The 22,360-nt window shown below is 46.0% G+C and carries 17 protein-coding genes; 15 read left to right on the forward strand and 2 right to left on the reverse strand.

What is annotated here, in order from left to right; all coding sequences use genetic code 11:
* Positions 1-13: 13 nt before the first annotated feature.
* Positions 14-565 (forward strand): hypothetical protein, encoded by a 552-nt coding sequence (locus tag DEO27_RS08040; protein ID WP_146750021.1) that lies wholly within the window; start codon positions 14-16, stop codon positions 563-565.
* Between the two features lie 401 nt (positions 566-966).
* On the opposite strand, the gene DEO27_RS08045 is transcribed toward DEO27_RS08040, so the two are convergent.
* Positions 967-4,443 carry a PAS domain S-box protein gene (locus tag DEO27_RS08045; protein ID WP_112570309.1) on the reverse strand — a complete coding sequence of 1,159 codons (3,477 nt, stop codon included), beginning with the start codon at positions 4,441-4,443 and terminating at the stop codon, positions 967-969.
* A gap of 252 nt (positions 4,444-4,695) precedes the next feature.
* Here DEO27_RS08045 and DEO27_RS08050 point away from each other — a divergent pair, with 252 nt between their 5' ends.
* From DEO27_RS08050 to DEO27_RS08090, 10 genes are all read left to right on the forward strand, one after another.
* A complete protein-coding gene (locus tag DEO27_RS08050; RefSeq protein WP_112570311.1) occupies positions 4,696-5,187 on the forward strand; it encodes a DUF421 domain-containing protein in 492 nt (163 codons plus the stop codon).
* Between the two features lie 55 nt (positions 5,188-5,242).
* The gene (locus tag DEO27_RS08055; RefSeq protein WP_112570313.1) at positions 5,243-6,097 is read left to right on the forward strand and encodes an SDR family oxidoreductase; all 855 of its coding nucleotides are present in this window, start codon (positions 5,243-5,245) and stop codon (positions 6,095-6,097) included.
* Positions 6,098-6,126: 29 nt separating this feature from the next.
* Positions 6,127-6,408 carry a DUF3175 domain-containing protein gene (locus tag DEO27_RS08060; RefSeq protein WP_112570315.1) on the forward strand — a complete coding sequence of 94 codons (282 nt, stop codon included), beginning with the start codon at positions 6,127-6,129 and terminating at the stop codon, positions 6,406-6,408.
* Positions 6,405-7,136, forward strand: coding sequence for a DUF72 domain-containing protein (locus DEO27_RS08065; RefSeq protein WP_112570317.1), 732 nt, complete (start codon positions 6,405-6,407; stop codon positions 7,134-7,136). Before DEO27_RS08060 ends, DEO27_RS08065 begins: the two co-directional genes overlap by 4 nt.
* A gap of 88 nt (positions 7,137-7,224) precedes the next feature.
* Positions 7,225-7,674 (forward strand): ferritin-like domain-containing protein, encoded by a 450-nt coding sequence (locus tag DEO27_RS08070; protein ID WP_112570319.1) that lies wholly within the window; start codon positions 7,225-7,227, stop codon positions 7,672-7,674.
* 84 nt (positions 7,675-7,758) lie between these two features.
* The gene (locus tag DEO27_RS31370) at positions 7,759-7,935 is read left to right on the forward strand and encodes a DUF6496 domain-containing protein (protein WP_190295350.1); all 177 of its coding nucleotides are present in this window, start codon (positions 7,759-7,761) and stop codon (positions 7,933-7,935) included.
* Between the two features lies 1 nt (position 7,936).
* Positions 7,937-8,935 (forward strand): SDR family oxidoreductase, encoded by a 999-nt coding sequence (locus DEO27_RS08075; RefSeq protein WP_112570321.1) that lies wholly within the window; start codon positions 7,937-7,939, stop codon positions 8,933-8,935.
* A 73-nt stretch (positions 8,936-9,008) separates the two neighbouring features.
* Entirely contained in the window at positions 9,009-9,674 is a 666-nt protein-coding gene (locus tag DEO27_RS08080; RefSeq protein ID WP_112570323.1) for a flavodoxin family protein, read from the forward strand.
* Positions 9,675-9,682: 8 nt separating this feature from the next.
* Positions 9,683-10,189 (forward strand): cupin domain-containing protein, encoded by a 507-nt coding sequence (locus DEO27_RS08085; protein WP_112570325.1) that lies wholly within the window; start codon positions 9,683-9,685, stop codon positions 10,187-10,189.
* Between the two features lie 15 nt (positions 10,190-10,204).
* Positions 10,205-10,591, forward strand: a complete 387-nt coding sequence (locus DEO27_RS08090) for a hypothetical protein (RefSeq protein ID WP_112570327.1) — start codon at positions 10,205-10,207, stop codon at positions 10,589-10,591.
* Between the two features lie 212 nt (positions 10,592-10,803).
* On the opposite strand, the gene DEO27_RS08095 is transcribed toward DEO27_RS08090, so the two are convergent.
* Positions 10,804-11,421, reverse strand: a complete 618-nt coding sequence (locus DEO27_RS08095) for a hypothetical protein (protein WP_112570329.1) — start codon at positions 11,419-11,421, stop codon at positions 10,804-10,806.
* Positions 11,422-12,163: 742 nt separating this feature from the next.
* On the opposite strand from DEO27_RS08095, the gene DEO27_RS08100 reads away from it, so the two are divergent.
* From DEO27_RS08100 to DEO27_RS08115, 4 genes are read left to right on the forward strand one after another with little or no spacing between them, the layout of a single operon-like run.
* Positions 12,164-15,280, forward strand: coding sequence for a SusC/RagA family TonB-linked outer membrane protein (locus DEO27_RS08100; RefSeq protein ID WP_112570331.1), 3,117 nt, complete (start codon positions 12,164-12,166; stop codon positions 15,278-15,280).
* Between the two features lie 10 nt (positions 15,281-15,290).
* Positions 15,291-16,694 carry a RagB/SusD family nutrient uptake outer membrane protein gene (locus tag DEO27_RS08105; protein ID WP_190295351.1) on the forward strand — a complete coding sequence of 468 codons (1,404 nt, stop codon included), beginning with the start codon at positions 15,291-15,293 and terminating at the stop codon, positions 16,692-16,694.
* A gap of 17 nt (positions 16,695-16,711) precedes the next feature.
* Positions 16,712-18,649 carry an SMP-30/gluconolaconase/LRE-like region family protein gene (locus DEO27_RS08110; RefSeq protein WP_146750022.1) on the forward strand — a complete coding sequence of 646 codons (1,938 nt, stop codon included), beginning with the start codon at positions 16,712-16,714 and terminating at the stop codon, positions 18,647-18,649.
* Positions 18,650-18,664: 15 nt separating this feature from the next.
* Entirely contained in the window at positions 18,665-22,300 is a 3,636-nt protein-coding gene (locus DEO27_RS08115) for a hypothetical protein (RefSeq protein WP_223818189.1), read from the forward strand.
* Positions 22,301-22,360 lie beyond the last annotated feature (60 nt).

Below are 22,360 nucleotides of genomic sequence, written 5' to 3' on the forward strand. Positions count from 1 at the left end.
TTTAATGACAGTTATGGCCATAAAATCAGCATGTTTATTGGAATGGGTAAAAAAACGCTATGAGGGAAAAATTATTCCGCTGAGTAATGTGCCTTACATTCAACATGTTTCGGCAGTTGCGGAAATAGCTGCGCATTATACTGCGTTCGGTTACGAAGCAGGGCTGTGCCATGATATGCTTGAAGATGGGATTTGCAGCAACGATGAGCTGATTTCTGCTTTGTCTTCCTGTTCATACAGCCTGGGAGAAAGAAAAGCTATTTTAGCATTGGTACTTGAATTAACAGATCATTATACTTGCGAGGCTTACCCCGAACTCAGCAAAAAGGAGCGGAGGCGAAAAGAAAGCAAGCGTCTGCGGAAGGTCAGCGCCGCAGCACAAACGGTTAAATATGCCGATCTCTTATACAATATGGATTGGAAGCTACGCTACGAACCTGAAAAAGTGCAACGGTACCTAAAACGAAAAATCCGCTTGCTGGAGCGCCTGGATAAAGGGAGCACAACCTTGCATCAAAAAGTACTGGACCATGCGTATAGTCTTAATCCAAACAATGTGCACTAATTACACTATTAATACTGTAAGGCAGCTGTATAGTCATGCATAAATCAAGGGCGGTGAGCTTTTTCAAGCAGCCTTAATATATGGATTGACCTTTTTTATTAGCACAGCTAAATCGAATGGCTTAGCGATAAGATCACTAGCCCCCGCGTCCATCGCTATTGATTTTCCATCATTGCTGGCTTAAATCACAATAACCGGCAAGGCTGCAGTAGCTGGCTTTTCCTTATGTTCCGAAGTAACTGGTCTCCTGAAATTGCAGAAAACGAGTATGGCTAACCCGACCAGGCTGTAAACATTTGATGGAGCTCTTTTATTGGTGCTCGAATGTTTCGTCCGGTTAATGCGCATAGTTTTGTTAGCCTATCGTGTTTGGTTGTTTATTTTTTTTTATAGACAAGAGTTTAAGTGTGTCGGGTATCCAGCGGCAGGCTAAAATGAAACACAGAGCCGATTCCACTTTGGCTTTCAGCCCAGACTTTGCCCCCATGACGTTCAATGATCTCCGAGCTCAGATAAAGGCCGATGCCAAAACCCGAGATATGCCGGGTATGGTTCGATTCCACGCGGTAATAACGGTCAAATATGCGTTCAAGATCACCGGGCTCTATACCCATTCCTTCGTCTTTGACGCTGACCACTACTTCTTCATCCTGTGTTTTACACATGACGTAAACATCCTTTGCCTTTGGTGAATATTTAATGGCATTGCTAATGAAGTTCGATATAACAGATGCTATTTTATCGCGATCTGCATTCAAACGGATCAAGGGGCATCCATCGAAGTGGATCTCGTGGCTACCAAAGATGAGTTGAGTTTCTTCGATGGCCTCCAGAATCAACTCACAAAGGTCAAACTCTTGTTTATCAATATGGATCTTACCTGACTCAAGACGGGATATGTTTAAAAAACCATTGATCATATTTGTCATCCGCTTGATCTGCAATGCACCTTTCTGCATTGCGCCGGAAAGAAACTTATCTTCGCTGTTTTTTAATTTCAGGTTCGCTACCTGAATAATGGCCCCAAGGGATGTTAACGGGGTTTTTAATTCATGACTTACCATTCCGATGAAATCACTTTTTCGCGTTTCAGCTTGTTTTTTCTCCGTGATGTCCCTGGCAATTTTTGAAACACCTATGATCCTGCCGGCTTTATCACGGATCGGCGAGACGGTAACAGAAACGTCGATCAGTATGCCTTCCTTGGTCAACCGCTTGGTTTCGAAATGATTGATGCTTTTACCCGAGGCGATGGTGGCCAATATGTGCGGCTCCTCGGAATGACGATCCGGTGGTATTACCTTGTAAATACTGTCTCCGATCATTTCCTCGGCTGTATAACCAAAAACACGCTGAGCAGATGCATTCCAACTGGTTATAATCCCTTCAAGTGTTTTACTCACAATTGCATCGTGTGAATTTTCGATGATTGCTGCCAGCTTCGCACTTTTCTCGTCCGCTTCCTTCATGTCACTGATATCCACCACTGTGCCAATAAAAAGTATTGGTTTTTCGACTTCAAAGTAAACTGTTCCCTGTGCTTTGATCCAACGTGTTTCCCCGTTGTCAAAACGGATGATGCGATAGCTGATATCATAATGGCCATTGCCTGCCGGGTTCAATACTTCGTTGATGGCAACCTCTACCCATTGCCGGTCATCGGCATGTATATGGTCAGCAAATGCCTGGTAATCCGGTACCAGATTATCCGGAATGCCATAGACATCACGGCATTCTTTAGACCAGTACAATCCCCCGCTTTGCGGGTAGTATTCCCAGGTGCCGAGGCTTGTTGATTCTATCGCCATGCGCAGCCGCGATGAACTGGCCTCCAGCTCGCGGTTGGTAGCTTCATATCGTTTTTGTATCTCGGTGAGTTCTTCGTTAGTTGTCGCCAGCTCTTCGTTGGCTGCAGCCATTTCCTCGTTAATTTGCTGGAGCTCCACACGGGCCTCTACCTGGGAGGTAACATCGATCGTAATGGCGAAAACGCCGACGATTTCGCCGGCAGCATCCCTGTATGCCTGGTAAACAAAGTTCTGGTAGACTACTTCCTGCCTTCCGTGGCGGATCAATGACACCGGCAATTCACTGGCATAAAATGGCTCGCCGGTTTCATACACCTTTTTCATGACCTCTTCCAAACCCTGCCCGCGGGCGTCAGGCAAAGCTTCGAAAACAGGTCTGTTCATGACGTCCGCCAGTGGTTTTCCCCACAACTCAATCATCATATCGTTGGCGACGGTAATGACATGATCAGTTCCCATCAGAATACACATCGCCACCGGGGCCTGGGCGATCATTGCTTTAAGGTTTTTTTCGCTTTGTTCTATCTGTCTCCTTGCGATCACCCGGTCGGTAATTTCTGATGACATCACCAATACCCCCGTACGTTTGCCGTTTAAATCGGTAAGCGGCTGGTAAGTATAATCCACAAATGTTTCACGAATACTGCCATCCGGATTTTCGAACAGTACGGGACTTTCTTTTACATCAATGATGTCACCTGTAGCCATCACATGCCTTAACTGCCCGGCAAAAGGCTGTCCCGCCAAATCCGGAAGTATTTCAAGGAATGGTTTACCTACCACCTCTGCCGCAGTTTTATGCCAGTAATCGAGGTTTGACTGATTGATCATCTCAACGATCAGTTCGTTCCCCCGGATCACGACGACCGAAGCCGGTAACATATTGATCAGCAATTGTAATTGCTGTTCTTCCAGTTTACGCTCTGTAACATCACGTGTTGTGCCTGCAATGGAGGTCACTTCCCCAACCTCATTAAAGACTGGCGTAAAAATGTAATCATAGATCCGCTTCCCCAGTATAGCGTGGGGAAAGGAAACTTCTCCGCGAATTGGTTTTCCTGTAGCAACCACAAGATCTATTTCTCTTTCATGCATTTCGGCGTGCCAGGGTTCGTAGCCGTTTTCCAACAAACTTTTCCCTACTGCGTCTTCATAGGATTTTCCCCACATCGTCAGTAGTGCTTTGTTCGCGTAGGTGAACCGGTAGTCCAGCCCGAACACATACATCAGGTCAGGCGAACTGGAGGTTATCGTTTCATATATTCTTTTTTGCCGATCGGAGGATTCTCTGGAGCGCTGGAGTTCGAGTTCCATATGCTTGCGCTCCGTGATATCGCTTGCTGTACCGAACCACTCAATTATCTCCCCATCGACATTCAGGATAGGGACGGCCCGTGAAAATGTCCATCCGGCCGAACCGTCTGCCCTGATTACTTTGTGTTCAAGCTGAAAGATTTTTTTTTCATGAATGGCCCCGGCGATAGTTTTATTAACCAGTTCCATATGGTCCGGATGGATATTCTGGGTGCGCCAGCCTTTTATCGGCCTGCTCGTATCTTGCAGAAAGCCACGGCCGTCCAGTGGCTGCATGATCTCCCAATCCGCACTCAAACTATAAACAACGTCCGACGTAGCATTAACCAAAGCCTTAAGTCGTTTTTCGTTGGTCTCGATAATTGTTTGAACTTTAGGTTGCCTGGTTTTGTGTTCAATAACCCAAACCGCAATTTTGGTGATTTTGTCAGATACATTTGAAACCGGCACAAAAACGAAATTCAAAAATACCGAATCTTCTCTTCCGTTTTTTGTAATCTTCAGTTCTAAGTCTTCTGCTTGATAAGGTCTTCCGGTTTTTGAGATTCTGATTAATTCTTCCTCATAAGACTTTCGGGTTTCCGGAAAAGGTGTCCAGAAAGACTTTCCAAGAATCTCGGATTTAACATTGCCCGTTATTTCAAGGAATTTTTCGTTAACGATTTCGAATTCAAGAACCGATGCGTCTAACACAGCGATTCCGATAGGGGCGCTCTCAATAAAAAATTTTAAGTGCTCGTCGTCCTTTAAATTCATTAGGAAAAAGTTGAGGTTTTTTAAACAGCAAAAGATGGTTGCATTTTAAAATTGTATTCATAAACATCGTTAAACTGGAATTGTTTTCGACAGGTTAATGATAGTGATAGACCTAAAAATACACACTATTAATCATTTTATTTCGTGCTCGTTTGAATGATATTTCTCAATGAAAAATACCAACCATGTTCAATGGTGAATGGTAGGCTTACTACATCTAAAACTAAGCCTTAATTCTGCTGTTATCGATCAATGGAAGCATTGTTGTTTTTATTTGGGGCAGGTGATCAGCTTAACGCCCTGCAAATGAGTTGCAGGGGAGTTGTTTTCTTTCTGATTGCCCTTATACTCATCCGCATTTCCGGCCGCCGTTCTTTTGGCTTGAGAATGCCGCTGGATAATATCGTCATCATTTTGCTGGGCGCTGTGATGAGCCGCGCAGTGGTGGGCGCTTCGCCCTTTATCCCGGTAGTTGTCTCTTGTCTTGTTATAGTTCTGTTGCACCGGCTTTTCGGCTGGTTTGTGGCAAGATCGGGGAAATTCAGTTATTGGACAGAAGGTCATAAGTTCCTGCTTTTTCATGATGGCAAATTTGATCATGAAGAAATGTGCCGCGCTTTAGTTTGCAAAGAAGATGTGATGCAGGGCGTTCGCCGCTCCGCGTTAACCACAGAGATGGATACGATCGACAAAGTATATATGGAGCGCAACGGTGAAGTTAGCGTAATTCGCAAAAAAGACTAAAACTTAAAGAAATGTTATTGGTTGAATTATTTAATTAGTAATTAAATGCAATCAGATGACAACCGCAACCCAAAAGCCTCAAAAGCAAAACAAACAGCCGGGAATTGAAGCACGTATGCATCCGGCTCCCGAATATATTAAAGAAACCTACAAACCAGCCGGAAAACTGATCGGTAAAGTTGCCCTGATCACCGGAGGGGATAGTGGTATCGGAAGATCGGTTGCGGTGCATTTCGCAGAAGAGGGTGCCGACATCGCCATCGTGTACCTGAACGAAGATGTCGATGCTAAAGAAACCCAAAACCTGGTAGCAGCCGCGGGAAAAAAATGCCTGCTGATCAAAGGCGATGTAAAAGACGCTGCTTTTTGTAAAAAAGCAGTTAAGGATACGGTAAAAGAATTTGGCCGGCTGAATGTCCTGGTGAACAATGCAGGTATGCAATTCCCGCAAAAAGACGTTAAGGCCATCGATGAAGCGCAACTGGATGTTACTTTCCGTACTAATATCTTCGCGTATTTTTATTTCGCGGAAGCTGCGCTGGAATATTTGGAAGCCGGGGATTGCATCATTAATACCACCTCGGTTACTGCTTATCGCTCTTCGCCCTCGCTAATTGATTACTCTTCCACCAAAGGGGCAATAACGACGTTTACCCGTTCGTTAGCCACCAATCTGACTGATAAACATATACGCGTAAATGCAGTAGCGCCCGGACCTGTCTGGACACCACTGATCGTTTCAACTTTCGACAAGGAAAAGATCAAAAAGTTTGGCAGTGAAACAGCGATGAAAAGGGCCGGGCAACCGTCGGAACTTGGACCTGCTTATGTTTTCCTGGCTTCGGATGATGCCTCTTTTATCACCGGACAGGTAATCCATGTCAACGGAGGCGAAGTAGTTAATGGCTAATGTATAGCAAAATCAGATAACTGAACATTATGGCACAGAAAAAATGGTCGGGCGAAGTCACCGAACACAGCGATGCGCTGGATCTGGAAAAGGATATTTTTAAATCAGGCGACCCGGATAAGATCGCTGCATCATTGAAGCATTCCGCCGAGCACAGTGAGCGCCGAAAATCTTCACCTTTTCGCAGCGCGATGTCGATGCTTACTTTTTATGAGAACCGCGCAGGCAAAAACCTGAGTGAAGAGGATAAAAAAGTATTGGAAAAGGCTAAAGACAAATTGAGGGAATTGTTCGGCAAGCCAAATCAATGATACAGAATTTTCATTCCGGAACCAGCAACCTGGTACTGCCGGTGCCCAATAAAACATTCTTTCCGGAAGCATTTCGCGACCGGACAAGATTGAGTTATTATGCTTCACTATTCAATTCCGTAGAGATTAATGCCAGTTTTTACAAAATGCCGGGGGCGAAAACGGTCTTGAAATGGTCAGGTGAAGTTCCGGATGATTTTGTCTTTTCTTTTAAACTGAACAAAACGATAACCCATACATTACAAGGAGCATTTGACCTGGCTCCGGTCCCGGCATTTATGGGTGCCATAGGTGCCACGACCAAGCGCGGATGCCTGCTAATTCAATTGCCGCCGAAATTCAGGCCTGACCTGTTTCAGTTAACCGCATTATTAACGGTGCTGAAACCATATGGCTGGCGTATTGCGGTCGAATTTCGTCAGCCGGATTGGTACACAGATGATGTGTTTGAGTTGTTGAGCAGTTTTGATGCTGCTGTCGTATTGCACGACATGCGCAGGTCGGCAACACCGCAGGTATTGACAGCCAGTCATATCTATATCCGCTTTCATGGACCTGAGGATGGTTATCGTGGAAGTTATGCTGCTGATCATCTAGCAGAATATGCCAATTATATACAGGGATGGCTGGGTAAAGGTAAGTCAGTATATGCTTATTTTAACAATACCCTGGGAGCGGCTGTGCAGAATCTGCAAAGCCTGAACCATCTGGTGTCAGTGAACTATTAATAAATTGAATAGTTTCCTTTTAATTAATTTATTTAAAAACAAAGCTAATCTCAAGCTGTTATTTAAAGACATTAAAAAGATCTAACCTATGGAAACCAAAACAACTTCAGTTCTGAATGAACTGATCGAAATCAACAACGACCGCGTAGCCGGTTTTGAAAAAGCAATCGCGGATATCAAAGATGAAAACATCGATCTGAAAGGACTTTTTCAGCGTTACGCCGCACAAAGCCGGGAGAACAGCCAGGAATTAGCTGCTCTGGTAGGTGCGGAAGGTGATGATGTGGAGACCGGTACCAGCGTAAGCGGCAGCCTGCACCGTGCCTGGATCGATGTAAAATCTGTTTTTGATGGAAGCACACGCGAAAGCATTCTTTCAGAAGCCGAACGTGGCGAGGATGCGATCAAAAAGGCTTACCGTGAAGCATTGGAGGACACGGAACTGAGCGCCACTGTACGTGAAACCATTACTCGTCAGCAAAGCGGGATCAATGCTGCGCATGACGAAGTGAAAACTTTGCGGGACGCGTCAAAATAATTCGGATATAACTCACTCAAGGAGCTGCCAAAGGCAGCTCCTTTTGTTTGTAAGAACTTAAGATCATTCTAACAATTTTCTATTATGGCAAAATATTCAGAGAAAGCGCAGGACAAGGTCCATAAAGCTTTACACGAGGAAAAGGAAGGTACACTGAAAAGCGGTAATGGTAAAAAGGTGACCACCCGTAAACAGGCCATTGCAATCGGTCTGTCCGAAGCCCGGAAAGAGGGTGCCAAAGCACCTAAAAAGAAAGACTGACATGGACGGTGAAAATAAAATGACCCGGCGGCAAATGGTTGCCGGTTTAGGAACTACGTTGGCTGCTGCTGCGGCAGCACCGGCCTTAGGGGCCATTAAAAACGAAACTATGGAAAATACAAAATTGGAAGATCCGACCAATAAGTATCCCAAGCCTCCCTTTACGGAACAATCACAGGAATGGCCCGGACTTGTGAGTAAAATGAACCCAAGGCCGGATCACGGAGAAACGAGCTATAAGGGATCCGGAAGGTTAAAGGGAAGGAAAGCGCTGATCACCGGCGGGGATTCCGGAATGGGCCGCGCTGCTGCAATCGCCTACGCGCGTGAAGGAGCAGATGTGGCGATCAACTATTATCCCACGGAAGAACCGGATGCGAGGGACGTGATCGAACTGATGAAAAAAGAAGGCGTGAAAGCGATCGCCATACCGGGCGACCTGCGGGACGAAAATTTTTGCAGGAAAATGGTCGAAGAAGCAGTCCGTCAATTGGGCGGACTGGATATCCTGATCAATAATGCAGGCCGTCAGCAATCGCACCAGTCCATATTGGATATCTCTTCAGATCAATTTGACTGGACGATGAAGACCAATATTTACGCGCCCTTCTGGACCATCAAAGCGGCACTGCCACATTTATTGCCGGGTTCAGTAATCATCGGTACAACTTCAGAGCAGGCTTACGACCCTTCACCCGACCTGTACGACTATGCCCAGACCAAGGCAGCGACCATGAACTATGTAAAATCGCTCGCCAAACAATTGGGCCCAAAAGGGATCCGTGTCAACGGCGTGGCCCCCGGGCCGATCTGGACACCCTTACAGGTGAGCGGTGGCGCGACCATGGAAAAACTCAAGCAGTTCGGCGGTCAGACACCGCTGGGAAGGCCGGGGCAGCCTGCGGAGCTGGCCTCGATCTATGTACAACTGGCGGCCAGCGATGCCAGCTACGCGACCGGCCAGGTTTACGGATCATCCGGGGGAGCAGGACAACCCTGATCAGTCAGGCGGGGTGTGGGTATAACGCAAGCCCCGCATTAACCTTATTCAACCTATACAGACCCATCTACCTATGAAAGCATTCATTATCAACTGTACACTAAAACGGAGCCCAAGTTTTTCAAACACCGGGGCGCTCGCAGAAAAAGCAGCCGGGCAATTTGCGGAACTCGGGGTGCAAACGGAAATCATCCGTCTTAATGATTACCAGGTATTGACCGGAAACAGCTCCGACGAAGGGGACGGTGACGAATGGCCGCAGGTCCTGGAAAAGATCAAAGCCTGTAACATATTCATCATCGCCACCCCGATATGGATGGGCCATTTAGCCTCTACCGCTCAAAAAGTGATCGAACGGCTCGATGCCATTTTCAGGGATGAGAACCTGGCGGATAAAACCACCGGTCAGTATATGCCCTATAATAAAGTTGGCGGTTGCCTGGTTACGGGGAATGAAGATGGTGCGCACAGTTGCGCGGCCCAGGTACTCTGGTCTTTACAGGAAGTAGGTTTCACGATCCCGCCAAATGTTAATGCGTATTGGGTGGGCAAGGCCGGTGGCGAGAAAGATTACGTGGAAGCGGGAGGGGAGCGGTTCCTGTACACGAATAAAAGCCTGCGTTATATGACCGGAAATTTAGCTTTTATGGCCAAACTGCTGCATGAAAATCCGATTACGACTGACCTGAATGATGCAGCAAAAAAAGCCGAAGCAGAAAGCGATCAGGAAGAAGCATAAGTTAAAATATGGTACAGGAAATTTATATCCGTGACGACGGGATTTTTCCCGGGAACAGGTTGCCGGCACTGCTGTATAAACAAGCATTGGATATTCCCTTGATTTTTCCGGCAGGATGCGTCCGGGAAAAATTTGCGGAACGTAATTGGACAAACAGCTGGGACGCCGGGATTTTTACCTTTCACCACTATCACAGCATTACGCATGAAGTGTTGGGCGTATATTCCGGGAAAGCACAGGTGCAGCTGGGAGGAGATCATGGCCCCGTACTGGACCTTGAAAAGGGCGATGTACTCGTGATTCCCGCAGGAGTGGCGCACAGGAATCTCAGTAAAGAAAACGACATTGCGGTAGTCGGTGCTTACCCGGATGCCAGGGATTACGATATGAATTACGGCAGGTCCGGTGAACGGCCTGGTGTTGACCGGCGCATTGCGCAGGTCCCTATGCCGGACCACGACCCGCTGGGTGGACGTTTTGGCGAGCTGACCAGGATATGGTCGGTAAAGCAATAACTATCATTATACCTCATGGAAAAACAAAAGATCAAAAAAATAGCCAGAATTGTCCTGGGAGCCAATCTGGTGATCGCAGGAATCAGTCACCTCACTTTTGCCCGTAAAGCTTTTCAGGCCCAGGTGCCCAACTGGGTTCCATTAAAAAAAGACGACACCGTCTTGTATTCAGGTTTTGCGGAGATTGCACTTGGCAGCGCACTGATCTCTAGACCTGAGAAATATGCGGAAAGTACAGGTAAAGTGGCTGCAGGGTTTTTTGCAGCAGTATTTCCGGGCAATATCGCACAATATACCAATCACCATGATGCTTTTGGATTGGATACGGATCACAAAAGACTGGCCCGTTTATTCTTCCAGCCGCTCTTGATTTTATGGGCCTTAAAAAGCACTTCTAAGTAGAACAGACAATGGCTGATAAAAAAATGAGTTACCGAACGTATCGACCAGCTTAAAGATTATATGAATACCCGGTTCAAACAGATCAGGTACCAGCCGGCGATCAAAGTTTCAGCTGTGGCCGCTGATGTCATAGCCGGGTTAGCGCTTGTGTTTTGTTATCTCCTGACATTTAACGGTAAGCATCACAGTGGGGTTCTTGCTGGCTGCTCGGATCAGGATGGGCGGGTTTTGGCTGTCTCCCGCTGCTCTATTTGCTGATCGCAATAACAATCGTCGTCTTCAAACGGAAGTTTGAGCATGCGGCCGTCAAGACTTTTATTCATTAAATCATTAAATAATGTGTTTCGTCTAATTCTCAGCTTAATTAAACTATGTAGGACTCTTAGCAAATAATGCATGATAAGCGTAAAGAATACCAAAAAATTGGCGTTTTTGCCTTCAATTTTAAAATAACCTCGCATTTGGTTGATTGCCGTGAGATCGCCGATCTTTTTGATTTTACCAGCATTCTTATAAGCATCCGCCAACTCGGTTTTTAACTTCTCTGGGAAATAATCCATAAAAAAGTTTATAGCAAAAATATTACTTGTTTTGGCGGCCGTCCAATCATCCATGACTTTTAACAACTCATTTTTCCGCTGCATTAAAATGGCCGACGGTGGCAGCACGCGAAGTGGAGCAGCTGAAATAGTTAGCAGGGTATCCAATACGCGACCATTCATGTCACCCCAATCTGCATAGGTTAAAATGGCAAAGGTAACAACCCCGATTCCGTAGCTCGGTATAATAACCCAATCACTGCCAAACCCCGGTAAACCACCGGAACTCATATGGCGATTTCAAACTAACTGACGAGGATGTCGAAATGTTGTCCACGCAGCTAATGAGCAAATATGAGGATAATGGTCTTACCGAATTGGCCATCAAAAATTTTAGCACCGTATACGATATACCAGATGGCCAGCTTCGATTTATTACGCTAATGGCTTGTCTGGAGAGTTTATTTAACTTGGGAAAAGATCAGATCGCACATACCATTGCCCGGCATTTGGCGCTTATCCTTTCTGATACGAACGTGAAATGTCGATCCGGGATTTAACTACCTCCGGGATCGAAGATTTCCTGCAACTATTCTGCTCGTCCGTTAGGTATTATATGAACAGGCAGCGTGATGATTTGAACATACCGGTTTTTCTCTGCCTAATTGATATTTACAATAGCTCGCAATTTCATACCCACCACAGTTAATGCGCTTTCTTGACTCTGCATGTAAATGCCTGAATCTGCCTGATGTGTTTTGATCGTAGTAATAATATGTTTGCCTTGACAATAGTCTCTGATTTATCCGGCATCAGTTGCAAATGCTGCCCCTGAATTTGAGATGATGTAAACCAATTATAATGACGGCGCTTTTCGTGAACCGGATGTTTTTCTCATTCTGTTAAACTGATAACGATTGTCCGGTGTGCATGCTACCGGGTATGAGTGATTAGTTGAACAAATCATAAAGACGAGCATCCAATGGTTTAGCGTCATCTGGCAATCAACCAATTTGACAATTAATAATCAATTATGAAATTATCTTTACTTCAATGGAAGTATAGGCACAAAGCATTAAGTCTTTGCGCTATACCTGCAATTGTAAGCTGTATTTCCCTTAGTAATACAGCAGCCCTTGCAAATGTACATTCAGTTATTAAAAGTAGCACATTTCACGTTGTTCCGGATAATGTTATCACCGGGACGGTAACCACAAAAGGGCAGCCAATGGCTGGTGTAACGGTGGCTGTAAAGGGACAAAAAGGCGGAACAACCACCGATGCTAACGGACGTTTTACCATTAAAGCAAGTGATAATGCCATCCTGGTATTCAGTATGGTAGGCTTTGTGAAACAGGAAGTCCCTGTTGGTGCAAAGACCAACATCTCCGTCGAACTTGTTGAAGAATCAACCTCGCTTAATGAAGTTGTGGTTGTTGGCTACGGCACCCAAACCCGAAAAGACCTGACATCATCCGTATCCTCCATCAAAGGGGAGGACATTGCAAGGGTACCGGTAACAAATCTTGATGCTGCCGTACAGGGAAAAGTCGCCGGCGTGCAGGTAGTTCAAAACTCGGGTGCACCCGGCGATGAAACCTATATCCGTATCCGTGGTAACGGCTCTTTATTTGGTGAAAACAGGCCTTTGTACGTAATTGATGGTGTTCCGATGAACAATATTCCTGCGGGTGTATCTCCGCTTGGCGGCGATGGGCAGCGTATAACGGCTACCAATGATATTAACCCGAATGACGTAGAATCTATAGAGGTGCTAAAAGATGCTGCGGCTACTGCTATTTATGGTTCCCGTGCAGCAGCCGGTGTAATCCTGATAACCACTAAAAAAGGCAAGAGCGGAAGGGCCCGCTTTAACTTTAATGCTTACACAGGTGTTGCAACTGTAACCAAAAGGCTTCCGCTGCTAAACGGCGATCAGTATGTTGATCTGATAACGGAAGAACGTGCCAATGCTAACCTGCCTGTTGACCCGGCAATTGTTAAAACGGGTACCAATACCAACTGGCAGGATGCAATTTTCAGAAATGCGCCTATTTCGGAGTACAACCTATCAGTTTCCGGAGGGGATAAAAATATTACCCATTATTTATCATTCGGCTACCTGGATCAAACAGGTACGGTTGTAGGGCAGCAGCATTTCAAGCGCTTTAATGGCCGCATAAACCTGGAATATAAAGCTACTGATAACCTGAAAATAGGTATCAGCGTTAACGGTATGCACTCCCTCAATAATCGTATCGACAATAGTTTCTCCGGGCAATCGGTACTTGCCAATGCATTGATATACAATCCTAATTATCCCATTTATAATGCCGATGGAAGTTACTATTATGACGTTAACCGCAGGGCTACCAACCCGGTAATGCTGGCCAACAACCTTCGTTTTGTATCTATCGTTGACCGCTACGTGGGAAATGTTTTTGGCGAATATGCCATCCTGCCCAATCTGAAGTTCCGCACAAGTTTCGGCATGGACAATCAGGGTATCCAGGACGATCGCTATCAATCCACAGAAATCAACAACAGGAGTGCGGCTACCGGTGCGGCCGATTTTTTTACGCAGATGCTTTGGCTGAACGAGAACACATTAACCTATACAGTTAGTTTACCTAAGGGGCATTCACTTTCCGGAGTGATAGGAGAAAGTACACAGGTAACCAGTATTCGCCGCATCGGCGCGGCCGGAAACACCAGCGCTACTGATCTGATTGAGGCCATAACCGGTTTTACCAATCGCACCGAAGCAAGCGATTACCGTTCAAAATCTGGCTTGCTTTCTTACTTCGGCCGTGTTAATTATAATTACCAGGACAGGTACCTTGTACAGGTGGCCGCGCGTATCGACGGTTCCTCGCGCTTTGGTAACAACCAGAAGTATGGGTTTTTCCCGACAATCTCCGGTGGCTGGCGCATCAGCAATGAGTCGTTCATGAAGGATCAGCACTTTATTGATGACCTGAAACTGCGTGCAAGTATTGGTGTTTCGGGCAGCCAGGAAGGCTTAGGGAACGATTTTCCGTCATTGGCTACTTACGCAACCGCAGTTAATTACGGCACCGAGCCAGGTATTGCAGCTTCAACGCTATCAAATAAAGATTTAAGCTGGGAAGCAACCACGCAAACCAACCTGGGGATTGACCTCTCGCTTTTCAATAGCCGTGTTAACATCACTGTTGATGCTTATCTGAAGCAAACCAACCGTTTGATCTTTAAACTCGATCTGCCTTATACGTCAGGCTTCGCCCGGACAAATGGCGCTAATATCGGCAAACTGCAGAATAAAGGTATTGACATCAACGTGAGCACTGATAATATAAGGGGTAAATTTCGCTGGAGCACAAACTATAACATGTCCTTTAACCGGAACAAGATCACTGAACTTCCTCAGTTGGTTGTAGGAGATCCCAGCAGCTCGGATTTTACAGAGAGTTTGCCAGGTCTTTATGGCACAACACTGCCAACAAGTATCTACCGCGTGGGGGAAGCTGTTGGGTCGTTTTTTGGCTACAAAAGTTTAGGTGTAGATCCTGCTACCGGGAATATGATCTACCAGGATACCAATGGCGATGGAAAGATCAATGCTGCCGACAGGGTTATTATTGGGAATGCGCTGCCAAAATTCACAGGTGGCTTTACCAATACATTCAGTTATAAAGGGTTTGATCTTAGTGTTTTCCTTTATTTCTCCTATGGTAACCAGGTATATAACCAAACCCGGGCAATTCTTGAGCGCATGGCGGGTTACAACAACGGTAACACTACTGTTTTGGGCCGATGGACACCATCTAATACCAACACCAATGTACCTAAAGCAATTTTTAATGACCCGGTTGTTACCAATAGCCTTACTAATGGTGAAATGTCTTCGCGATGGGTAGAGAACGGCTCGTTCCTCAGGCTGAAAAACATTACGCTGAACTATAATCTCCCCTCATCATTTTTAAAAAGGATGCGGATCCAGTCGGCGAAAGTATTTCTGAGCGGCCAAAATCTTGCCTTGTGGACAAAGTATTCTGGTTATGACCCGGAAGCACAGAACCAATCGGTTAAAAATTCGCAGCTGGGTATCGATTATGCCGTGCAGCCGCAACCACGTACCATCAGCGCAGGCATCAATGTTAGTTTTTAATTCAACCATCATGAAAAAGTTTTTAATAACGCTTCTTATACCAGTATTACTGTTTAACTCATGTACCAAGGTACTTGACCAGGTTCCGCAGGATAAAATCACGGAAGAAAATTTTTATAAAACCCCGGCTGATGCGGAAGCCGCCGCGACAGGGATATATGATGCTGTTCAGGCATTATCCACTCAATACCCGGTAGCCTTTGATGCAGCTTCGGATCTGGCCAATGCTTTACTGATCAATTACAGCCCTTTTTCGCAGCATGGTATCACTGTAGATAACGCCATAGTTGCTTCTTACTGGCAAAATAACTACACAGGCATTGGCAGGTGTAATGATGTACTGAAAAATGTACCGAACATTGACGGCGGCTTATTCGCTGCCGGGCAAAAAGAAAGAATCTTGGCCGAGGCATATTTCACAAGGGCCTACTTTTATTTTAACCTGGTGAAAGCCTACGGCGGCGTGCCACTGGTAACCACGCCTTACGATTCTTTTAACGCTGATTTCACCATAGCCCGTTCTACATCTGATCAGGTATTCGCTCAGATCGTGGCCGATCTGAAAAATGCTGAACCCAATCTTCCCTTAAGCTATGCTTCCAGTATCGACACAAGGGGTAGGGCCACGCAGGGTGGAGTAAAAGCCTTGCTGGCCAAAGTATACTTAAGCATGAAAGATTACAATAACGCTGCTGCTAAAGCGCTGGAAGTAATGAACAATACTACCTATAGCCTTGTTTCCGGCGCATCGGCATATTCGGCCATGTTTTCGGCTTCATCAAAAAACAGCAACGAATCTATTTTTGAGATCCAGTATGTAAGCTCATCGTCTGAAAGTAATGGTTTATTCAGTTTGTATGTACCTACACCGGCCCCTTCAGGTATCCAGGGCGGTAGTTATCAGATAGTTCCAACAGATAAGATCATCAATGCTTTTGAAGCAGGTGATATCAGAAAAAACGTTTCTGTGAGCAATAGCCCTGCCACGCCACCTGTACCGTATGTTGGGAAATATTTGAGGCTTACCAATGGTACCGATCCCAATATTATAGCCATCAGGCTTGCCGATATCATTCTTGTGCGTGCGGAAGCGCTTAATAACCTGGGACAAACTGCCGAGGCAACGGAAGCACTTAACATGATCAGGAGGCGGGCATTTGGCCTGCCGGTAACAACAGCCTCTGTTCGTGATTTTCCCAGTGCAAACGATGTAGCTAACAGCTATAACCTTACACAGGCAATTGAAAATGAGCGAATGAAGGAGCTTTGCTTTGAGGGTCAACGTTTTTATGACCTTGTCAGGACAGGCCGTGCTACGGCGGTACTTGGTATTTCGGCTAATCAAATGCTGTGGCCTATACCACTGCGCGAAGTTGGCCGTAACCCTAAACTCCAACAAAATCCAGGCTATTAATTTCAATAATGATATCTATGAAAAAGAGAGTAATTTATGCGCTTCTGGCATGTTTTGCCGCAATGGGTACTAATTGTAAAAAGCAAATTGTAGCTGGCAATGGTCATTCAAAACCAGCTTTAACCACGGGGAATCAAAACTTACCTGCCTCCGTAAACGATTACACCGTAACGTGGTTCGGGAACAATTTTGCTGATGTTACTAATCACGTAGGTAATGCTGCCCGGTCAATGTGGGTTTCGCCCGATGGTATAGTTTATACAGCATCAGCCTGGGATGAAAAGAGCAGAAATATTGGCATCTACCAAAATGGTGCTACCATCGGGGCTATGGGGGGCACTAAAGACTCGCAGGGAAGCGCCATTGGTGGTGATTCGACATCTATCTATACAGCCCAGCAAGCCCCCAATGCCGGCTACATTGGCCGCTATGGTCGAACTACAAAAACACGAAACCTGTTATTTAAAGCAAGTAACGGAACTGGTGACGCCATTCGTGGGATTTTGGTAAACGGCAGCGAGATTTTTGTAAGCGATTTTGCCGGAAACCGGATCGGTGTATATAGTAACGCCGGGGTTTTACTAAGGGAGTGGACGGTTACCGAACCAGGAGCGTTAGCAATGGATAGCCAATCCAACCTATGGGTTGCCCAGATGAGTACCGGCCAGGTAAAGAGCTACAGCACCACTGGTGTTGCCGGTGCGGTAATTGATATGGGAGCCAATAGCAGGCCTTCTGCACTGTATTGTGATAAAGCAGCCGGGTTACTTTATATCGGCGATCAGGGGCCGGATCAAAATATCAAAATTTATTCAAACCTGTCGGCTACCCCGCAATTGCAATCCACCTTCGGCGTTACCGGTGGGTACCTGGAATCCACAACGGGTATCAGAGGGCAAACAGGGGATAAGCGGTTTACCAGGGTAGTAGGGATAGGAAAGGATAATACAGGAAAGCTGTATGTGCTCAATAACCCCTGGGGTGGCTCATGGGATTTAGGCCGCAACGGTGCTACCGATATTCATTGTTACAGCACATCCGGAACCCTATTATGGGTATTACAAGCACTTAATTTTGAGGGTAATGCCGGGGCCGATTCCGGGACAGACGGCGCTGATTTTTACAGCGGGAACATTTTCTACACTTATAGTGGTACCGGAGGCGGAAGATTTAAAGGCAATACCATAGATCCGTTCCGGTACCCTACCGACCCTCGTATCAATCTTGCTGACCCATCAAGGGGCTTGCATTTCGGGCATTTTGCCAATGTTGGCGGAAAAAGGATCCTGATAGCATGCGGTCAAAATCCTGATACTTTCTATAGCTTTTATTTTAACAGGAATACCGATGGTTATATCGGCATCCCGGGCGATTCTTTTACCAAGGTAAGGAACGGTTTTGCCTTAGATTCGTTGGGTGGGGTCTGGATCTCGCAGGATAAAACCAACGCTATTCAGTATTACGAGCTTACTGGTTTTGCCGGCAGCGGAAAGCCGATCTGGGCTTCGCCGGTAAGTACCGCTGTGCCCACAAGTATAGCACCTCTTAACAGGCTGGCCTATCTGCCCAACGGCGACCGGATGATACTGGCCGGCGGGAGCGCCGACTGGACGCTGATAGGCAACAGGATAGAAGTCTATAATGGATGGAAAGCTGGCAACCGTACTCCAAATACAGTTATAACCCTTACCAGGGGCCAGGCCAAATCATTAACTGCTTCGGGTAATTATGTATTTGTAGGCTATTACGCAGTACCTAATATCGATATTTTTGATCTTGCAACCGGCACCCTGGTACTGAGCATGACTACCAATAATGATGTTTATGTTGGTAACGATGTTGATTCGATGTACGGTATTAACGCCTACAGAAAATCAAACGGGCAATACCTGGTAAGCAAAGATGATTACAATGCCAATAAGGTGGTACTTTATCAATGGACACCCGGCCAATAATAACCGCAACTTTAAATGAATACAATTAATTCGATACTATTAAAATGTCTGTTCCTGTTACTGTTAGGAAGTCCGCTTGTCGTAACTGCGCAAATGACCTCTCCCGGGCAATGGGTAAACTATGACCATGTTTTCAATCTCAAAACGGGTTTAAGGCCATATGACTATGATGTTGCGATTATCCGTTCCAGTACTAATACCAATATACTTTGGCCCGGCGAACAGCCGGGCTATACCATTCAGGTTGTCAACAACCTGGATGGTCCTATTGAGGTTAAAGGTAAACTGGAAATTATCCGGTACGGTACCAAAGGCAGGCCTAATGATGTGTGGTTGCCCGAAGTGGTTAAGTTTGCTACGGTGTCGTCGTCAGATCTACCCGTTTCCATTAATACGAAAGGTTTTACCAATATCGAAGTAAAACCAAATATCCCGGCCACTTTTGGCGGATATGCCCTTATTCTTGATTTGGGCCAATTTGGTCGCCGCCTTGTTTGCAGTGTGGTAAGAACCTTTGCGGCCAATCCTAAAAGGCTGCAATATCCCAAGCAATCACTGGATGATATGGATCCGGATTTTCTGCAGCGGCTTGGCGTGCAGGCAATAAGGATGGGTGTTGATTATTTCCCAACAACAGACGCTGATTATCAGAGCAAATTATCTGCCTTGTACGAAAAACTAAAAAAATACCGCGACAGGAATATTACGGTTTTACTGATGTTTGGTGCAGGTACTGCAAAATTACCGCTTGATATGCCCCGAGCATTGTTAAACGATGAGGGCGTGATGCGAAAAACCAAACAAGATTGGGTTTGGGGCCCTTCTTCCGACCCGGATTTTGCAAAGTTTGTAAACAGGTTTTGTGTGGATCAGGGTTGGCCGAAAGGCCCGGTTACTGCCGTTTCTTTGTGGAACGAGCCATGGGAAGGAAGTTCAATTTCCGGCTGGCAATCCGATATCCTGCGATACCGGGAAATTTATAAGGTAATGGCGGACGCTGTTTTAGAAGGCCGCAAAAAGGGTGCAGATGTATTGGTAGGAGGAGGGGATTCCAATTCGAATGCCTGGGACAAACTTTTTGCCGATGGCAAAATGACGTTCCTGCCCATCTTCGATTTTTGTTCCATTCATTACCAGGGGATGGAAACCCCAAGCATTTACCCGGAGTGGGTCAACCGCAAATCACCGAAAGGCAGGGTAAAGATCTGGGACACGGAAAGCTGGGTGGGCAACACGGATGACCGCATCGGGCTCACCGTTGCAACCAACAGATCTACCGGGTACGACCGTTCTATGGGGATCTATGCCGGATATCTTTCAACTGGGGGAAGGGGCTCTGAGCATTTTAAACAAAAAGTAATGACGAGTTCAGGTCATGTTATCATCGATAGGATCCCCGATGCCTGGTCACCTACTGTTGGAATAGGCGCGGTGCAGCATTTGATTGGAGAAAGGGATTTTAACAGGCTATTGTTTAAAAAAGGCTTACCCTGGGTAATGTTGTTTGACGGTAATGACCATAACCCTGACGATGGCACAGCGGTTGTATGTGGTGATATTGGCGAGGCTTTTGGTGCCGAACGGCTGCTTTTCAGGAACGTCAGGGGGCTTAAGGAAATTGAGGATAAAGAACGGATCCGCAAGCAATTGAATGATAAATCCATTAGCGCCGCTCAGAAAGACAGCCTGTCACATTTATTAAGAATAACTGAGCCACTTTCAGGCGGCTCAATGGTTATCCCTGCCGACAGCCACTTCAGGCTGTATGATTTTTACGGCAATCTCATTCCCCCCAATGCAGGGAATATTCGGGTTCCGCTTAATACGCAGGGGTATTACCTTAGATCTGATGGCTCTAAAGGCTCTTTCGACAGGCTTGTTAAGGCCATGGAACATGCCAGGATCTCGGGATATGAGCCAATAGAAATTATTGCTAAAGATATGACGACGCGCATTGAGCAAAAAGCCGTGCTTAATCTTCAGCTAACTAATATTCTTAACCGGCCGGTAAGTGGGCAACTGCAGGCTACACTCTCTGATTTTAAGTTGTCTTATAATAAAAACATAAATATCCGTCCTCACGAAACTATCATCGTGCCATTGCAAATAATCAAAGGCAAAGCTAATGGTGCCAATGTTTATCCTTTAAGTGTCCGCATCGAAACGCCGAAAGATGGCATTGCTGTTTTGAATGAGGATATGCACGTCAACACCATTTCACGGATCCCGGTAAAGGTTGATGGTAACCTGGACGAGTGGCAACAGGCTATACCGCAAACGGTAAGCAGCAAAGGGACAGCAAGCGTGAGCCTTACTGAAGCCGCCTGGTACCCGTTTAAAAACTTTGATAACAGGGCTGAGGGTTATGCCAACGGTTATTTTGCTTACGACGATAAGAATTTTTACTTCGCCGCCAAAGTTGCAGATAATACACCGCACCCGGGCACTTATCGTTTTGAAAACAGGCCCGACGATTCATTTTTTTATCCTGATACCGCTTATATCATGGATATGGATAAAACCCTGATGGCAAAAGAAGATAGCATTCCTGCAAAAAGTAATGACAATGGTACTTTACAAATGCCCTCTGGCAACGGAAGGATCATGCAATTCCTTTCGAGCAGCGATGTAGCTTACGCATTTGGTATCGATCTTGATCTGGCTGCACAAAACTATACCAGGGTATCTTTCTATATGCCCAATATTAGGGTGCCCAATGCTACAATTGAAGTGTTTGACGGGCAGACTGGTAATTTCCTGTTGCGAAGAAAAATAGATAACTTATGGCAGGGAGCTTTTGAAACATTTGATCTTACGGGTAAAGTAAGGGTTGTTTTTCGCACTTATAACTGGTGGACATCAGTGAAAGTTGCCGGGATCTTCTTCGATGATCCTGCCGATAAGGGGGGCCATGATAAAGCCGTTTTTGTTAAGGAGGACCTGGATACCAGGGGCAATTGGAAAGGGATTTACGGGAAAAATGGATATAATGTCATGGGAGCCGCCGCAAAGATGCCTGAAGATGTTAAACTTAGTATCCCCGAGGTGAAAGTTAAACTTCCGCTTCCATGGCCTGATGGGGTACGGCATTATACCTATCGTAAAAATCCGGTAACGCCGGATAATTCAGGGCTTGGCTATTCGTATGACAATGTGATTCTGGCTTTTAATGTGTTGCCTGTAGGAACTGATGGTATGCTGGCCAATCCCCCGGGAACCATGCCGGGATATACAGGCTATAAAGATACCGATTACGAGTACGCCATGAACTGCGTAGCGCCGGAGTATGGCGGTGGCACAGAAATGTGGCGCTTGCTCACCCCGCAGCTTAACAGGAAGCACTTCTTTCCCCGCCAGCCAAAATCTGCAGGCGAAGGGCCGGTAAAGAACAGCCAGCTGGTTATTAAAAGGATTGGTAATACATTGATCACAGAGTGTGCCATCCCCTGGTCGGAAATACCGGATGTTCATAGGGCGCTGGAAAGCGGAAAGAAGATAAAATTATCTTTCCGTGTAAACGACAATGCATCTCCTGCTGCCACGATGGAACTGGCTAAAGACCGGAGTGTTTCCCAAATAAATGCCAGGGCCTTTCACCCCGACTGGAAAACGCACTGGGCAAACGAAGTGGAGTTTGGTTTTGAAAAATAACCATTCAGGAATAGAAAAATGCGTAATATCGTTTGAACCATTAATGTCCAAAACTGTCCG

Source organism: Mucilaginibacter rubeus (genome assembly GCF_003286415.2).
Taxonomy (GTDB): Bacteria; Bacteroidota; Bacteroidia; order Sphingobacteriales; family Sphingobacteriaceae; genus Mucilaginibacter; species Mucilaginibacter rubeus_A.

Excerpts from the sequence above, each read along its gene's own strand:
- DEO27_RS08040 (WP_146750021.1), top strand. The coding sequence starts at position 14 with ATGGCCATAAAATCAGCATGTTTATTGGAATGGGTAAAAAAACGCTAT.
- DEO27_RS08045 (WP_112570309.1), bottom strand. The coding sequence starts at position 4,443 with ATGAATTTAAAGGACGACGAGCACTTAAAATTTTTTATTGAGAGCGCC.
- DEO27_RS08075 (WP_112570321.1), top strand. The coding sequence starts at position 7,937 with ATGGACGGTGAAAATAAAATGACCCGGCGGCAAATGGTTGCCGGTTTA.
- DEO27_RS08060 (WP_112570315.1), top strand. The coding sequence starts at position 6,127 with ATGGCACAGAAAAAATGGTCGGGCGAAGTCACCGAACACAGCGATGCG.
- DEO27_RS08080 (WP_112570323.1), top strand. The coding sequence starts at position 9,009 with ATGAAAGCATTCATTATCAACTGTACACTAAAACGGAGCCCAAGTTTT.
- DEO27_RS08100 (WP_112570331.1), top strand. The coding sequence starts at position 12,164 with ATGAAATTATCTTTACTTCAATGGAAGTATAGGCACAAAGCATTAAGT.
- DEO27_RS08055 (WP_112570313.1), top strand. The coding sequence starts at position 5,243 with ATGACAACCGCAACCCAAAAGCCTCAAAAGCAAAACAAACAGCCGGGA.
- DEO27_RS08050 (WP_112570311.1), top strand. The coding sequence starts at position 4,696 with ATGGAAGCATTGTTGTTTTTATTTGGGGCAGGTGATCAGCTTAACGCC.
- DEO27_RS08110 (WP_146750022.1), top strand. The coding sequence starts at position 16,712 with ATGAAAAAGAGAGTAATTTATGCGCTTCTGGCATGTTTTGCCGCAATG.
- DEO27_RS08105 (WP_190295351.1), top strand. The coding sequence starts at position 15,291 with ATGAAAAAGTTTTTAATAACGCTTCTTATACCAGTATTACTGTTTAAC.
- DEO27_RS08090 (WP_112570327.1), top strand. The coding sequence starts at position 10,205 with ATGGAAAAACAAAAGATCAAAAAAATAGCCAGAATTGTCCTGGGAGCC.
- DEO27_RS31370 (WP_190295350.1), top strand. The coding sequence starts at position 7,759 with ATGGCAAAATATTCAGAGAAAGCGCAGGACAAGGTCCATAAAGCTTTA.
- DEO27_RS08070 (WP_112570319.1), top strand. The coding sequence starts at position 7,225 with ATGGAAACCAAAACAACTTCAGTTCTGAATGAACTGATCGAAATCAAC.
- DEO27_RS08115 (WP_223818189.1), top strand. The coding sequence starts at position 18,665 with ATGAATACAATTAATTCGATACTATTAAAATGTCTGTTCCTGTTACTG.
- DEO27_RS08085 (WP_112570325.1), top strand. The coding sequence starts at position 9,683 with ATGGTACAGGAAATTTATATCCGTGACGACGGGATTTTTCCCGGGAAC.
- DEO27_RS08065 (WP_112570317.1), top strand. The coding sequence starts at position 6,405 with ATGATACAGAATTTTCATTCCGGAACCAGCAACCTGGTACTGCCGGTG.
- DEO27_RS08095 (WP_112570329.1), bottom strand. The coding sequence starts at position 11,421 with ATGAGTTCCGGTGGTTTACCGGGGTTTGGCAGTGATTGGGTTATTATA.